The following is a 15,167-nucleotide window of genomic DNA, read 5'->3' as shown; positions in this document are numbered from 1 at the left end:
AGTTGCCTGTCAAAGACTGGAGAAACCCATGTCCCGCGCCGTCCTTGTCGCCGCCGCCCTGGGCCTGGCGGCCTCTTTCGGTTGGGCGGCCGCAGCCTCAGCCGCGCCGCCGGACGACAAAGCGGCGATCGCCGCCGTCATCCGAGCGGACGTTGCCCGGATGATTGCGGGAATTAACGCGCACGATGCCGGTGAGGCGACCAAGTTCGACGCGCCCGACATGGTGTCGATGGAGGCTGGCCGGCCGTCATCCTTCGGCGCTGACGCCGACCGGGCCGGACTGGCGATGGTGATGAAATATGAGCCAAGTTGGCGCGTGACGGTAGTCGACGAAACCGTAGACGTGGCCGACAGCGGCGAACTTGCGGTCTATCGCTGCACAGCGAACCAGGAGTTCACATCAGCGGACGGCGCGCCGATGATCGAGAAAATGAACTTCCTGGCTGGTTTCAAGCGCAAGGCGGATGGCGTGTGGCGGGTGACTTGGTCGATGGTCGCGCCCATGGAGAAGCCGCATAGGAAGTAGCGGCTCGGCCCGTCCGCCCTCGCTAAACCAGCGTCCGAGAACCCGCGGCCCGCTGAGCCATCCGGGTATGGACGGATCAGCTTCGCGATACGGCGGTCCGGTCTGATTCATTCTCGACCGCCGGTTTCCGCGGGGATAGTCGCTCCTCGACGGCCGCGGAGCCGGGAACCGGGTCGACGGCGCAAAACCGCGCCAGTCCCAACGGCCCCGGGGTAGCGCACCTCGCCTTTCGCCTTGCGAGCAGATCTCGCCAATCGCCATCGTCCCCCCGGGCCGTTTGCGCAGGATCAATGCGGGATCTTCAACAGCGAGGAGTATGCGTCCGATCTCCACCTACGCGCCCGTCAGATGCCAGTTTATCAGCTTCGCCTCTTGGTCAGCCAGCCGTCCTGCATCCAGCTTGAGAATGCGACCTTCCCTGACGATGACGCTGCCATCGACTATGTCGGTCGACTTGATCCGCGGGGCGGGGCGGAAATCTGGCGCGAAGGTCAGCTTGTCGCTCGTTTCTCCGGGGTTGTTTCGGCGCCGTTTGGATCGCCATAGGTCCCGGGCGCCGCGCAAGACCATCGTTCCGACAACGCGAGAGCGACCACATCGCTTGCCCAGCCCGGCGTCTCACCTACGCTGACGCCCTTGCGCCAACCGGCTGCTACGACGCCGTGGGAAACGAGCTCGAGATCGCGCGCCGCAAAACGGAGCCGCCAACGTTCGATCCGTTCGGCGCTGCGCCTTGGCAGCAATCGACCGCTTCGCCGTCGGCCAACTCGACACGGGCGCGGCGGTGGCACCGGCGCTGATGTTCCAATGCATCGCGCTGCCCCCTCACTGAGTGGGGGATACTCGAATTTGGCGAACGGTGCGACGCCAAGTCGCGAATCGATCGCAACGTGTTCACGCTAGGCTAAGCCGTCATCTGCGATTGTCTGGTCTCGGACACGAGTGAGCGTGGTTTTGATGTCGCCGTTGCAGGTCAGAGGCAAGGAAATGGGCCAGCCAGGGTCTACCCAGGCCTCGGCGATGCAGCGGCTGATGCGGCTCGAAGCGATCAGCGAGACCCAGACCTGGCTCGCCGATTTCGACTTCGACCTGGACGGCTTCATGGCCGCGGTGGTCGAGCGTGTTCCCCGCTTCACCAACGCCGAGGGCGTAGTCGTCGAGCTCGTCGAAGGCCAGGACATGGTCTATCGCGCGACCAGCGCGCATCTTCGCCGGAATCTGAACCTGCGGCTGCCGCGAGCGGACAGCTTCTCTGGTCTGTGCGTCGAACAACAGCGGACCCTGCTGTGCCGCGATTCCCGGTCCGATCCTCGGGTCAACAAGGACGCTTGCGACAAGGTCGGCGCCCGGTCGATGGTTTGCGCGCCCCTGTTGACGCATGGACGCGCAGTCGGGGTTCTGAAGGCGCTGTCGGCAAAGCCCGACCACTTCACGCCCGATGACGTGGAAGTACTCTCGCTTCTGGCGCGCTCGCTGGCGGCGGCGCTGTCCAAGCAACTCGCCTACGAAGCCTTGCAGCGCGAGACCGAGGCCCGCCGGCGGCTGGAAATCTCGCTTCGAGCCAGCGAGGCGCACGCCAGGGCCCAGACCGAGCTTTTCGAAAACGGCTTTCGCTACGCCCCCATCGCCAAAGCCCTGGTCGGCCTCGACGGACGCTTCATCAAGGTCAATGCGGCCTTCACCGCCCTGGTCGGCTATGAGGAAGCGGAGATGCTGGATCTCGATTTCCAGCACCTCACCCATCCGGACGACCTGGATCGCGACCTGGGCCAGCTGGCCAAGCTGACGGCTGGCGAGATCGAGCTTTACCAGATGGACAAGCGCTACATCCGCAAGGATGGCCGCATGGTCTGGGTCAGCCTTTCCGTCTCACTGGTGCGCGAACGTTCCGGCGAACCCAAGCACTACATCGCCCAGGTCCTGGACCTGACCAAGCGCATGGAGGCCGAGGCGCGCTATCAGCTGATGGCCGAGAACACGACCGACATGATCGTGACCTCGGACATGCGCGGACGCCCGACCTTCGTCTCCGCCGCTTGCACGGCCATGACCGGCTGGACGGTCGAGGGCGCTCTCGGCCGCAATACGGCGGACTTCGCCCATCCGGACGATTTGCCCGGCCTGCAGAAGGTGTTCGCGCGCACGGCGGCGGGAGAAAGCGGCCTTCGCGTGCGCTGGCGGGGGCGCCACGCAGACGGCCGCTGGATCTGGCTGGAATCGAGCCCTTCGCTCCTGACAAGCGAAGACGACCAGCCGCTGTTCGTCGACGTGGTCCGAGACATCTCGGCCCAGGTGGCCCAGGAGCAGGCGCTGGAAGAGGCGACACAGGCGGCCGAGGCGGCCTCGGCGGCCAAGACCGAATTCCTGGCCAACATGAGCCACGAGATCCGCACCCCCCTGACCGCGGTCATCGGGTTCAATAAGCTCCTGCTCGATAGCGGCGGGCTGACCGACGCCGACCGCGGATTGGCGGAGCGCGTCGGCGGCGCCGGGCGGGCCTTGCTCGCGATCGTCAACGACATCCTCGACTATTCCAAGATCGAGGCCGGCCAATACAAGCTGACGCCCCGCGCCGTAGTCCCCGCCGATGTGGTCGCAAACGTGATCGCCATGTTCGAATCCCTGGCTGCGGACAAGGGGCTGGACCTGTCGCTCGCACTGCAGGATGGGCTTCCGCGCCTGCTTCTGCTCGACCCCGAGCGGCTCAGCCAGATCCTCGTCAATCTGATCGGCAATGCCGTCAAGTTCACCGATCGCGGCGGGGTGACCATCAGCGTGGCGCACGCTGGCGATGAGCTCGAGGTCAGCGTGCGCGACACCGGACCGGGTATGAACGAGGAGGATCGCGGCCGCCTGTTCCAGCGCTTCACCCAGCTGGACAGCTCCACGACCCGCCGTCACGGCGGCACGGGTCTCGGCCTGGCCATCTGCCGGGGGCTGTCCGAAGCCATGGGTGGAGGTATCGACGTGACCTCGACCCTCGGCGAAGGCTCGTGCTTCCGCTTCTGGATCAGGGCCCCGATCCCCGACGTATCGACGATCGACAGGGTCGACTCGACCGCAGGGGCCGAGTCGCTGCTTGGTGTGCGGGTGCTGGTGGTCGACGATAACCCATCGAATCGCGACCTGGCGCGCGCGACCCTGGAAGTCATCGGCGCCGAGGTCAGCGAAGCCGCCGACGGGCTCGCCGCCCTGGAAGCCGCCGCATGGACGCCGTTGGACGTGATCCTGCTCGACGTCCGCATGCCGGGGCTCGACGGCCCGGCGACGCTGGAGCGGCTGAGAGTGGCTGAGGGCCCCAACCAGACCGTGCCGGTGCTCTGCTTCACCGCCGACGCGGACGTCAGCGGCTACCTGGCCGCCGGCTTCGACGGCGTGGTCCGCAAGCCGATTGAGACGCGTGACTTCCTGCAGGCCGTTTCCGAAGCGGCGTTCGGGCCGCAGCCCGTATCAGAGTTCCGGCATGAGCATGGTTGCTGAAGCGCGCCCTAAACGCGTGCTGGTGGTCGATGACGAGCCGCTGATGGTGGATCTGATCACCACGCGGCTTGAGGTGAGCGGCTATCAGACCTTCTACGCCCGCAACGGCCGCGGAGGGCTGGAGCGGCTGGCCGAAACCCGGCCCGACGCCCTGGTGCTCGACATCAATATGCCGGTGATGGACGGCTTTAAGGTGCTGGAGCAGATGAAGGCGAGCGGGCTCCTGGCCAAGACCCCGACCATGGTGCTGACCGCCCGCAACCAGGCGGCCGACGTCAAGCGCGCCATCTCCCTGGGCGCGCGAGACTTCCTGACCAAGCCATTCGAAGACCAGACCCTGTTGCTGCGGGTCGCGAGGCTGCTGCGGCCCCCGAGGTCGGCGCCGGCGTCCAACCCGGAAACGGGGTCGCAGAGCCAACTCATTTGATCTCAGCGCTACGGACGTCGCAGGTTGACGATCTCGAAGGACGTCGATTGGCCTTCGGGATCGACGTCGCGGTAGGCGCCCCATGAAGGTCATTGTCGAAGCCTTACCGCCGGTAGGTGGCGTCGAACGCAAGTCCAACGCGGCGCTGATGATGCCCAGCAGTTCACTTGGCGCCTTGTTCGACTGGTACGACTAATTCCTCTATGGGGCCCCGGCCGGTAAGGTCGCCCGTCAGTTTCGCCAGTAGGAGACATACTGGCTAGGCGACTTACAGCCGAGCTTGCTTCCGCATTGCGGTCATAGCCAGGGCGTGCGGGGACGGTGAGATGAAGGATAGCGCGGGTAACGACGTTGGCGCCCGCTCCGAAGGCGAACGGACCTATCACACTTTCAGCAGGCAGCCGCCCGCAACAGCGCCGCCGTCAGTTCCTCCGGCCGGTCGAGCATGATGTCGTGGCCGCAGGCGATCTCACTCGTCGACCAACCCCGCACCTTGGCGCGCTCGTAGAAGCCGGTGAATGGCGTCGCCTCCCAATCCGATGCGTAGATGTAGTGGATCGACCGCGCGGCAGGAGCGCTGTTGTCCAGACGCAGCTTCTGCTGGAAGCAGGCCAGTGGCTGATCGGTGCATTGGGCGTCGACCCAGCTTCGGTCGGTGGCGTTGACGTTGAAGACCTCCGCTGGGATAGGCGGTACGCGCCATCCGTCGCCGAACGTCTCGGCGGCCACCAGCTGGCCATGACGATGTTCCACCGGCAAGACGTCGTGTAGCGACTGGCCGTTTTCCAGCACGAACGCGTCCAGGTAGATGAGCGCCGCGATCCTCTCGCCCATCCGATCCGCGACTCCGCTGATCACGCAACCCCCATAGGAGTGACCTACCAGGACAACGTCCGTCAGCTCCTCCCAGCGGATCAGATTGGTGACATCGTTGATGTGCGTATGAAGGTCGACATCGCGCGACAGCAGATGACTCCGCTCGCACAAGCCGGTCAGGGTTGGGGTGAAGACGGCGTGTCCCTGGGCGATCAGCGCATCGCGCACACGCTTCCAGCACCAGCTGCCGTGCCAGGCCCCTGTGACCAACACGAAAGTCGTCATCGCCCGCCTCCTGCCCGCCAGCGCCAGCAGTCATATCATGAGTTTTCCGCCTGCCGCGACGAATGCTGGCGATCCATCCAGAATTCGGACTCGAACGAGCGGGGTCGGACCTGATCGCCGGCCGCCGTCGCCTGAAGGTCTCGTTTCCGGAGCGGTCCCAGTATCCGCTTGGGACGCTTCTTGCCCTTTCGCCTGGCGAACACGTCTCGCCAATTGCTATCGTCGCCCCAGCCCGTTTGCGCAGGATCAATGCGGGATCTTCAACAACGAGGAGAATGTGTTGGGTCTCCACCCAGGCGCCCGTCAGATGCCAGTTTATCAGCTTCGCCTCTTGGTCATCGAGCCGCCCTGCATCCAGCTTGAGGATGCGACCTTCCCTGACGATGACGCCGCCATCGACTATGTCGGTCGACTTGATCCACGGGGCGGGGCGGAAATCTGGCGCGAAGGTCAGCTTGTCGCTCGTTTCTCTGGGGTTTTTTCGGCGCCGTTTGGGTTGCCCTAGGCCCCAGACGCCACGCAAGACCGTCGCCACGATCAACGCGACAGCGACCATGTCGCTTGCCCAGCCAGTCGTCTCACGTACGCTGACGCCGTTGCGCCCACTCGACCTGGAACGAAACTCGCCTTGTTTGCTCCGACGGGCCAGCCCGTCGGGGACTGCAAACCTTCCAGTTCCGGGGTCCCGCCAATTCCTGTCGTTGGCGGGACCGCACTAACGCCACGTTTGTTTCTCCAAACCCGACATTCCAGACAGGGATTTGTGACTCCGTGCGGATCCTGAAAGGTCTGCTTTTCGCGCCCTCAGACCGTGGGAACCGTGCCCCCGTCGATGATGTATTCCGCCCCGTGCACGGCGCTGGCGCGGTCGCTGGCGAGGAAGGCGATCAGGTCGGCGACCTCCTCGGGGCGGTTCGGTCGGCCGATCGGGATCCCTCCGAGCGATCGCATCAACCCTTCGCGCGCAGCGCCGGTCTCCACGCCCTCCGCCCGCGCCAGGCGCTCGATCATGCGGCTCGCCGCGTCGGTCTCGGTGAAACCCGGCGAGACGCGGACCACGCGGACGCCTTGAGGGCCGACCTCATTCGACAAGGCCTTGCTGTAGTTGCTGAGCGCCGCCTTGGCGGCTGCATAGGCGAGGGTGGACTGGTAAAGCGGAAGCACGCGCTGAATGGACGAGACGTGGACGATGACGCCATAGCCCTGGTCGATCATCGTCGGCAGCAGCGCCCGGTCCAGGCGCACGGCTGACAGCAGGTTCGCGTTCAGCGCATCGGTCCAGTGGTCGTCCGTCAGGGCGGCGTATCCGCCGCCCGGCGCTGATGATCCGCCGACGTTGTGGATCAGCACATCCAGGCCGCCGAGCCGCCGCATCGCGGCCTCGGCGACACGCGCTACGCCCTCCGGCGCGCTGAGGTCCGCGGCGACGAACCCATCCGGCTCCTCCAGGTCATGCGGTGCGGTGCGGGCGGTCGTGAAAACGCTCGCCCTCGCCCTGCGCAGCCGGCTCACGACCGCGGCGCCGATGCCCTGGACGCCGCCGGTGACGAGCACGCGCCGGCCGCAGAACTCCGCCTCCGGCGGGCGCAGCGTGATTTCCAGGCTGGCGATCTCGTCGCCGGTCAGGGTGAAGCGATAGCGGAGATCGGCGGGCGCGCCAGGGAAGTCGCCCGTGAGGTGGGCGGTCACCACGCCCCCGTCCGGTCCGGGCTCGAGGCTCCGCGGCTCGGCCTGGAATCGATACCGCCGGCGCGCGTCATCCGCCCATGCGCGGACGGCGTCGCGTCCAAGGTGGTCACGCCCTTCGTCGCGGACGCGGGCGTCGGCCGCGAAGCCCGCCGCCACAAGATCGGCGTCGTCGCCATTGGCCGCCTGGAAGTATCTGGCGATCGGGAGGGGAAGCTTCACGGTCATCGACCCGCGCTCCATATTGGCTTGAGCCCTCGATCTGGCGCTATACTGCTCACATGACAAGAACCGACAAAAAAGTAGGATACTCACCTACAGGTAAGCTAGAAGACGTGACGCCGGATATGGCCGCCACGGGCGTGGAGGCGGCGTTCCGGATGCTGGAAGGGCGTTGGAAGATGGTCATCATCTTCCACCTGTTCGATCGCGCGGTGCTGCGGTTCTCGGAGCTGGAGCGCGCGATCCCCGGGGTCTCCCAGAAGATGCTCATCCAGCAACTTCGCGATCTGGAACGCGACGGCATCGTCGAGCGGGTGGTCTATCCGCAGGTGCCGCCGAAGGTGGAATATCGGCTCACCCCGTGGGGCCAGGCGATGTGCCCGGCGCTCGACGCGCTCTTGGAATGGGCGGCTCATAGGCCGCCACCAAAAGCCGGTCCGGCGCCATGCGCTGATTGAGTGTCGGCCTCGGGCCTGGCTCTCAACCACCGTTCCCGGTCCATCTTCTCCCGTAGACAGCGGGCCTGGCTCGCCAAGTGAGGACATTGCAAAGGACGGCCCATCGATAGGCCAATTCCATGTTAACGGACATTCGGATCGGTACGATCCGGCTTCAACACGAGCTGGCCAGACCGCCCATGCCGGCCGAACCGGTGCTGCAGCCAGGCCCCGGTGGCCGTCGCCTGGCTCAGCAGCCAATCCCGAAATCGCTTGACCTGCGGGCGCGACAGGGCGTCCGGGCGGAAGCGGGCGTGGAAGGCGTGTTCGGTCCATGTGCCCGTGGAGACCGGAAAGGGCAGTGACAACCGACCATCGTCGATCAGGGGCGCGATCAGGGCGGCGCCGCAGATGGCCAGTCCGGCGTCCGCCAGCACGGCCTCCAGCACGGGCGTGATCCTCTGAAACCGGATGCCGCGTTCCGGCGCAGTGCGCCTCAATCGGTGGGCTGCGATCCATTTGGACCAGTTTGGCGCCGAGGGATCGTCCTTGTAGAAGTCGAGATGCAGCAGGGGGAAGCCCTCGAGCCGGTCCTGCGGTTTCAGGCGGGTGATCCTCGCCGTGTTCTCCGGAGAGGAGATCGGCAGCACGAAATCGCCGAAAAGCCGGTCGCCGCTTTCGCGAGGCGGGCCAAAACTGATCTCGCAATCGACAGGGCCGAGTCTTAGCGCCACCTCGCCCTCGCCATTGACGCAGAAGAGCGTGTTCGGCTGTTCGGACCTGAACGCGGCGAGGCGCGGCTTCAGCCAGAGCTCGGCGAAGTCGGAAGCCGCTGCGATGTGAATCTCCTGTCCGCGCTGCAGGTCGAGCAGCGCCGATACCGCCTCGAGTTCGTGAAACGCCGCCGCCAGATGCGGCAAGGCGCCGGCGAGAGCGGGCGTTGGTTTCAGGCCGGAGCGCGCGCGCGTGAGCAGATCGATGCCGAGATAGTCTTCCAGCGCCTTGATCCGCTGACCGACCGCAGCGGGCGTGATCGCCAGGGCGCCGGCCGCCGCTCGCAGCGATCCGGTGCGGACTGCGAGTTCCAGCGCCTGCAAGGATTTCAGGTGCGGGGTGGCTGTCATGGGGCGATGCTAAAGGTGGGCTTTATCTACAACAAGATCATTTAGCTTGGCGCGTCGACCCGGCGGCGTGACAATGCCGGCTCAACAGAACATCGACGGGGCGAGCCAATGGCTCAACTGAAGCGGTACCTGATCGAGCGCGACATTCCCGGCATTGGCGGCATGTCGATCGTCGAACTCTGCGGCGCGGCGCGGGCGTCCAACCGGGCGATCGAGCAGGTAGGCGGCGCCATCCAGTGGCAGCACAGCTATGTCGCCGGAGACAAGACCTTCTGCATCTATCTCGCCGAGAGCGAGGAACCGATCCTCCGGCACGCGGAGCTCAGCGGCATACCGGTCACCCGTATCACCGAGGTGCCGCAGGTCATTGATCCGCTGACCGCCAACAACTGACCCTGAAGGCGAGCGCATCCGCGTTCGACCATAACCTGCCAGCCCAAGAGGCCTTCGCCATGAGAAGCTTGCTCCTGGCGCTTTACAGCGCCTGCGTCTACGTCTTCTTCCTCGCTGTGTTCGTGTACGCCATCGCCTTCGTTGAGGGCGTCGGCGTGCCCAAGACCATCGATTCCGGGCCCGCCAGCGGCCTTCTCGCCGCCCTGGCCGTCGATGCGGCCTTGCTGAGCCTCTTCGCCCTTCAGCATACGGTGATGGCGCGGCCGACCTTCAAGCGGGCCTGGACGAAAGTCATCCCTGCCGAGGCCGAGCGCAGCACCTTCGTGCTCTGCGCGAGCCTGGCGCTCGGGCTCCTCGTCTGGCAGTGGCGACCGATGCCCGCGCTGGTCTGGTCGGTCGAGGCTCCGGTCTGGTCGGCGATGCTGCTCGCCGTGTCGTGGGCGGGCTGGGCGCTGTTGCTGGCCAGCACCTTCCTGATCAGCCATTTTCAGCTCTTCGGCCTCAGCCAGGGCTTTGCGCGGATGCTGAAGCAGACGCCCGAGGAGATGGCTTTTGTCACTCCGCTATTCTATCGCTGGATCCGCCACCCGCTCTATCTCGGCTTCATCCTGGCCTTTTGGGCCGCGCCGCGCATGAGCCTCGGCCACCTGGTGTTCGCCATAGCAACGACAGGCTACATCCTGGTTGGCATCTGGTTTGAGGAGCGCGACCTCGTCGCCCATTTCGGCCAACGCTACCTCGTCTATCGGCAAAGCGTTGGCATGCTGTTTCCCCGACTGCGGGCGCCGGGCGCGCCGCGCGGCCTGGACGCGCCGCGCGCCCGATAATCGGAGAGGGTTGTCCCAATGTCAGACCATCTCAGCTACCAGGAGCTTCTTGAGCGGTCGCACAGCGTCAACTGGCGGGTGGACGACCTGATCGGGGGCGAGCGCCGCCTCGACTTCTCCAGGCCCTTCCTGCCGGAGACCTTCGCGCGAACCGAGGATCTCGCCTTCCTGTCGCCGGACGAGAAGCTGAAGCTGAACCACATCCGGGCTCGCGAGTATCTAGCCCTCTTCGAACTGCTCGAACGGGCCATCGTGCCGTTCGTCTCCGGCCAGGCGGCCGAGAAACTGGACGAGGACCCCTATCGCGCCCCGGCCCTGCGCCAGTTCGTCCGTGAGGAGAACAAGCACCGCGAATTGTTCCGGCGCTTCCTCAAGGAGTTCGATGAAGGCTTCGGCGGTGATTGTGAATTGATCGGTCCGGCCGACGACATCGCCCGCGCCTTCCTGGCTCACAGCCCGCTAGCTGTGACTATCGCGGTCTTGGGGCTCGAGTGGATGTCGCAGGGGCACTATGTCGGGAGCGTCGAAGGGAACGAGGCGCTGGATCCGCAGTTCAAGAATCTCCTCAAGCACCACTGGGCCGAGGAGGCGCAGCACGCCGAGCTCGACCGGCTGATGCTGAGGGCGCTCGCGGCGGATTGCGACCCTGAGGCGATCAATCGGGCGGTGGATGAGTATTTCGAGATCGGCGCCTTCTTCGACGCCGGCTTCGCGCAGCAGGCGGAGTTGGATCTCGCCGCCTTCGAGCGGGCGGCCAGACGCGTCCTGGACGCCGACCAGCGCGCTCAGTTTGTCCGAAGCCAGCATCGTGCGCTCTGCTGGACATTTTTGGGGACGGCGATGAGCAACGCGAACTTCCTGGCCGCCCTTGACGATCTGGGCGCGCCGATCCGCTCGCGCGTGGAAGCGGCTGCCGGCGCTTTTGTCCTGCACTAATCCTCAGCTCGACTGTTCCGATGAGCAGGACTTGCCTGTTGCGACGGCGGCCCAGCGGTGTAATCGCCAGGTGCGGTCATCAGCGGGATGCGGTCTAAAGCCGTGCTTGCTACCCGAGAGCGGTCGTAACCGGGTCAGTGAATGTGGTGATCCCCCAGAAGGCATGCCCGGCTACAAGAGGCGCGCCGGTGGCGATCGCGAAGAACTAGGCCGGTACGGCCAAAACCGCGTGCATGGGCGGGTTCGAGTGGGTTTGTGTGCTGGCCCCTGCAAGGCCGGAACTCCCAAATCCCGCTGCGGCCTGGGCAAAGCGTTGCACGCTTGCGTTTGCACCTTGATCGCCAATCAGCAGGCCCACGTCGAAGCCGCCCTCGGCGCCAGAGCCCGTGAGGCTCAAAACGGCCCTGATTGAAATGTCACCTGTCGACGTGGCGCCCAGGTCTTGGGCCTCGTCGGTCATACCGGTCACAGCGTCGGCAGCGTTGGTGTACGTTGCGTCGAAGAGTTCGGATCCGTTCACCCAGAGCTGGACACTCAGGCTAGAGAAGCCGGCGCCCACCGCTGTCGGATCAAAGAGACCCAGTATCAAGTGTCGCCCGGCGGAGTTCACCGTGACATCGATCTCGCTCGTCACGGTCTGGGCGTCTGAACCCGCCACCGAGTGCGCGCCTCCCAGCTCGCCGATGGCGAAATAGGTCGGAGTCGAGCCGAAGGCGGCGGCGATAGCGCTATTGGCCTCCAGCACCGATTTGGCGCCGGCGCTAGGTTCGCCGGACACCAGCGCCACGCCTTGGAGGCCGGTGACGAAGGTCGCGGCGGCGGCGCCTATGGCGGCCTTGGCGATCGTATCGCTCGCCCCATCGACCACGGCGGAGGTGTCGGCGCTGACGGAGGGGATCAGGCCGCCTGCGCGCAGGGCTCTGGCCGACGATTCCACCGTTCCGGAAGCGCCTGTCGCATCGTCGGTCGCCATCGCGGCGCCGGACTGCAGGCCATAGCCGCCGATCGCCTGCGAGAAGGCCTCGACCTCCCCGGCGCTCTGCGCGGTGACGTTGGATGTCGCCGTTCCACCGGCGCCGGCCGGCGCGGCGCCGAGGTCGAAGTTGGTCCGCCCTGAGCCGCCCTGCGCGATCGATCGGGCCGACAAGAACCCGCTCGCCTTGATGTTCAGGTTGGAAATCGCCACGCCGCCAGAGCCGCCTTCGCTTTCAAATCCGCCATAGGCCAAACCCCCATCGCCGCCGGTCGCGACGCTTGCAGCGTAGACAGACGTGCTCTGGAAGGGTTGCGCGGTATCGTCGAAGGTCTCCTCTGAGACGGCTTGGCCGCCGTCGCCGGCCACATCGACATTGCTGGCCTGGCCGCTGGCGCCATTCGCATCGCCGCCTTCGCCGCCGGTCGCCTTCTGGGTCAAGCGTAGCGTGCCCGCGTTGGTGAAGCCGCTGACAGCATCGACCAGATAGGCGCCGTGACCGTCACCGCCAAAGGCGACGTCGGTCGTGGCCAGGCCCTCGCCCCCGGCGCCGCCGGTGGCGCTGGCGGTGGCGTCCGCTTCTCCATCGACCCCTGAACTGCGGGCGTAGGCGTGAGCGCCTGCGCCGCCCCCGGCGCCGCCAAAATAGCCCAGCCCGGCTCCCGCGCCGCCCGTCCCGCCGACGGAGGTCGCGATGGCGCTGGCGGTTGCGTGCGCAAGGCCGCTCCGCGCCGAGGCCGAGGCGAAGGCGTCGCCGCCCACGCCGCCGTCACCTATGCTGGCTGCGCCTGCGGTCCCGCCATCGGACGTGGCGGCGGCAGTGGTGTTTCCCGCGCCCAGGACACCGTCTCGCGCCAGCGCCGCGCCGCCGTTCCCGCCTTGGGAAACGCCGGCATTGTAGGGCGACGCGTCGCCGCCATTTCCGCCAGTGGCCGTTGAGGATCCGCTGACCTGACCCACACCCTTCAGGTCAAGTTCGCTGTCGGCATAGCCGCCGGCGGCGCCCTCCGGCCCGCCGCTGATGCCGCCGCCGGAACCGCCTACGGCGGCGCTTGTGGCGCTGATCACCGCGCTCTTTCCCGTGTTCGCGGTATCATCATCCGTCAGGATCGATGTTGCCGTGCCGGCCGATCCAGGGTTGGCCGTCGCAGGGCCCAAGTAGGAGAAGTTCGCCGCCCCCCCGTTGCCGCCTGTCGCCAGTTGATTCAGCACCAAGGTCCCACCGAAGGTGGAGCCGCTTGCCGCATCGATCAAGGTGGCCTTCCCTCCGGCTCCGCCGCCAGAATGACCACTGACACTGCCGTCGCCGCCGTAACTGGCCCCGCCGGCGCCGCCCGTTGCGATTGCCGAGACGGTTGTGGTGTGGGATCCGGTCGAGCTTCCGACGGCCGAGGCGGTTGCGTCGCCGCCGGCCCCGGCGACCGAGTCGCCTTGAGCGAAGCCTCCTGCGCCTCCGAAGGCGCTGGCTGATACGGTCGAGTCCGCCGCCGTCGAGACAGCGCTCGCCGTTGCGTTCCCCCCCGCGCCACCGACCTGGACCCCGTTCGGAGATGGAGTTAGATCGACGGCGGCGCTGCCGCCGCCACCGACAGCCGTTGCGGAGGCAGTGGCGAGGTGGGCGGCGTTGACCGCAACGGATGCATCGGCTGCGCCGCCAGCGGAAGTCCCACCTGGATCGGCGTAGTTGTACTGGATTGAGCTATCGCCAGCGTTGCCGCCCTGGGCCGTGCTTGAGGCGTGGACTTGGTTGCTTTGGGTCGCGTTCAGGGTGTCGTCGAAAGTCAGAGCGGAGGTCGCCGATCCTGCGGCGCCCGCTGTGCCGCGAATCCCATTTCCGCCGTCTCCACCAATGGCGGTCTGGTTCAATGTAAGCCGACCGGCCTTTGTCTCGCCCGTTACAGCATTGGTCAGGGTGACGGAAGCGCCGGTACCGCCTTGGCCGACCGGTCCATGACTGTCGTAAAAGTCCCAGCCCCCGTCTGCACCAGCCCCGCCCTGGGCGATCGCCGTCGCGGATGCGGCCCCTGCGCCAGTGGAGAAAGCGCTGGCCTGGGCTGTGGCGCCGCCACCCGCGCCGCCCGAGGCCGTCGTGCTTTCCGAGGCGCCATTTCCGACCCCGTAGGCATCGCCACCCCGACCGCCCACGGCGTGGGCGACCACTGAGACGCTGGCGCCGGTTCCCATCGCCGCTGCTGCGGCGCCGCCGCCATTGCCACCGGTCACCGCCGCGCCGGTGGTCGGACTAACACCGCCGTTTCCGCCCTTTGCGAACGCCAGGCCGGCGGCGGAGGCGCCGCTCGATACGGTCGCGGACGCTGTGGCGCCGCCGCCCGCGCCGCCCGTTGCTGGCCGCTGAGTCCAATCGCTTACCGGTCCGCCATCGCCACCGGTTACCGTAGAGTGAGCATAGGCGTCGCCAAGGCGGTTGCTGGCCTGGCTTGTCCCGAGGGCCGCGCCGCCTTCGCCGTCCGTCGACGCCGCCCCGGCCGGTGCGCCGGGACCGGCGACGCCTGCAGCGCCTGCTTCGCCCCCGATCGCGGTGCTGCGCGCCGCGGCCAGTTGCGAGGAGGCGGCCGAAGTGATCGTGGTCGCTGTAGCCGATCCTCCATCCCCGCCGGCGCCAGCCGCCCCGCCGGGACCCGTAAAGGCGCCGGTACTGGGATCCGTTGTTCCCGCGGCGCCGTTCCCGCCGTCTCCGCCAGCACCGCCGTTCGCTTCGGCGGAATTGGCCAGGTCCGTCGAGGTGGTGTTGGTCGCAACGGCGCCGATCCCAGGATCGCCGGCGCCGCCATCGGCTCCAGGTGTCGCGCCATCGGTTCCGTTAGCGCCCGCGGCGCCCGTCACAGCCACGTCAGACATCGCCGTCCCCAGCTCAATCTAAGGCAAAGCTTTAGAGAATTATCACCGACGGCTTGTATGAAGCTCGCATAGCAAGGCGCGAGTCAATCGCGCGCAGCTATCGTAAAGCTGGCGATCCTCGGCGGCGCAAATTGACCATCGGCAGGAAACGCCCTGTCGACTTCGCTGAGCTAGGT

The 15,167-nt window shown here is 66.6% G+C and carries 13 protein-coding genes; 8 read left to right on the top strand and 5 right to left on the bottom strand.

Annotation, left to right across the window (positions count from 1 at the left end):
* Positions 1-28: 28 nt before the first annotated feature.
* Complete coding sequence (locus KCG34_RS10085; RefSeq protein ID WP_211940231.1) at positions 29-526, top strand: YybH family protein; 498 nt, start codon at positions 29-31, stop codon at positions 524-526.
* A 333-nt stretch (positions 527-859) separates the two neighbouring features.
* On the opposite strand, the gene KCG34_RS10080 is transcribed toward KCG34_RS10085, so the two are convergent.
* Entirely contained in the window at positions 860-1,090 is a 231-nt protein-coding gene (locus KCG34_RS10080) for a hypothetical protein (protein ID WP_211940230.1), read from the bottom strand.
* Between the two features lie 423 nt (positions 1,091-1,513).
* On the opposite strand from KCG34_RS10080, the gene KCG34_RS10075 reads away from it, so the two are divergent.
* Both KCG34_RS10075 and KCG34_RS10070 read left to right on the top strand, forming a co-directional pair.
* The gene (locus tag KCG34_RS10075; protein ID WP_211940229.1) at positions 1,514-4,006 is read left to right on the top strand and encodes a PAS domain S-box protein; all 2,493 of its coding nucleotides are present in this window, start codon (positions 1,514-1,516) and stop codon (positions 4,004-4,006) included.
* Positions 3,990-4,433, top strand: a complete 444-nt coding sequence (locus KCG34_RS10070; RefSeq protein ID WP_249138284.1) for a response regulator — start codon at positions 3,990-3,992, stop codon at positions 4,431-4,433. The genes KCG34_RS10075 and KCG34_RS10070 overlap by 17 nt, the downstream gene beginning before the upstream one ends.
* A 390-nt stretch (positions 4,434-4,823) precedes the next feature.
* Here KCG34_RS10070 and KCG34_RS10065 read toward each other — a convergent pair whose 3' ends face one another.
* On the bottom strand, positions 4,824-5,534 hold the full coding sequence (locus KCG34_RS10065) for an alpha/beta fold hydrolase (RefSeq protein WP_211940228.1): 711 nt from the start codon (positions 5,532-5,534) through the stop codon (positions 4,824-4,826).
* 307 nt (positions 5,535-5,841) lie between these two features.
* Between KCG34_RS10065 and KCG34_RS10060 the strand changes: the two genes are divergently transcribed.
* Entirely contained in the window at positions 5,842-6,039 is a 198-nt protein-coding gene (locus KCG34_RS10060; protein ID WP_211940227.1) for a hypothetical protein, read from the top strand.
* Positions 6,040-6,338: 299 nt separating this feature from the next.
* Here the strand turns inward: KCG34_RS10060 and KCG34_RS10055 are convergent, their stop codons facing one another.
* Positions 6,339-7,448 (bottom strand): oxidoreductase, encoded by a 1,110-nt coding sequence (locus KCG34_RS10055; RefSeq protein ID WP_211940226.1) that lies wholly within the window; start codon positions 7,446-7,448, stop codon positions 6,339-6,341.
* Between the two features lie 119 nt (positions 7,449-7,567).
* Here KCG34_RS10055 and KCG34_RS10050 point away from each other — a divergent pair, with 119 nt between their 5' ends.
* Entirely contained in the window at positions 7,568-7,900 is a 333-nt protein-coding gene (locus tag KCG34_RS10050) for a winged helix-turn-helix transcriptional regulator (protein WP_211940225.1), read from the top strand.
* A gap of 122 nt (positions 7,901-8,022) precedes the next feature.
* On the opposite strand, the gene KCG34_RS10040 is transcribed toward KCG34_RS10050, so the two are convergent.
* On the bottom strand, positions 8,023-9,003 hold the full coding sequence (locus KCG34_RS10040) for a LysR substrate-binding domain-containing protein (protein ID WP_211940224.1): 981 nt from the start codon (positions 9,001-9,003) through the stop codon (positions 8,023-8,025).
* A 108-nt stretch (positions 9,004-9,111) separates the two neighbouring features.
* On the opposite strand from KCG34_RS10040, the gene KCG34_RS10035 reads away from it, so the two are divergent.
* Genes KCG34_RS10035 through KCG34_RS10025 form a run of 3 tightly spaced genes read left to right on the top strand, consistent with a single transcriptional unit; the run spans position 9,112 to position 11,159 of the window.
* A complete protein-coding gene (locus KCG34_RS10035; RefSeq protein ID WP_211940223.1) occupies positions 9,112-9,396 on the top strand; it encodes a DUF4242 domain-containing protein in 285 nt (94 codons plus the stop codon).
* A gap of 59 nt (positions 9,397-9,455) precedes the next feature.
* Positions 9,456-10,223, top strand: a complete 768-nt coding sequence (gene mddA, locus KCG34_RS10030; RefSeq protein ID WP_211940222.1) for a methanethiol S-methyltransferase — start codon at positions 9,456-9,458, stop codon at positions 10,221-10,223.
* Positions 10,224-10,241: 18 nt separating this feature from the next.
* Entirely contained in the window at positions 10,242-11,159 is a 918-nt protein-coding gene (locus KCG34_RS10025; protein ID WP_211940221.1) for a ferritin family protein, read from the top strand.
* A gap of 205 nt (positions 11,160-11,364) precedes the next feature.
* On the opposite strand, the gene KCG34_RS10020 is transcribed toward KCG34_RS10025, so the two are convergent.
* Positions 11,365-14,991: a beta strand repeat-containing protein gene (locus KCG34_RS10020; protein ID WP_211940220.1), complete on the bottom strand. Its 3,627-nt coding sequence runs from the start codon at positions 14,989-14,991 to the stop codon at positions 11,365-11,367.
* Positions 14,992-15,167 lie beyond the last annotated feature (176 nt).

The organism is Phenylobacterium montanum, from assembly GCF_018135625.1.
Taxonomy (GTDB): domain Bacteria; phylum Pseudomonadota; class Alphaproteobacteria; order Caulobacterales; family Caulobacteraceae; genus Poindextera; species Poindextera montana.
This window is presented reverse-complemented; position numbering and strand designations above follow the sequence as displayed.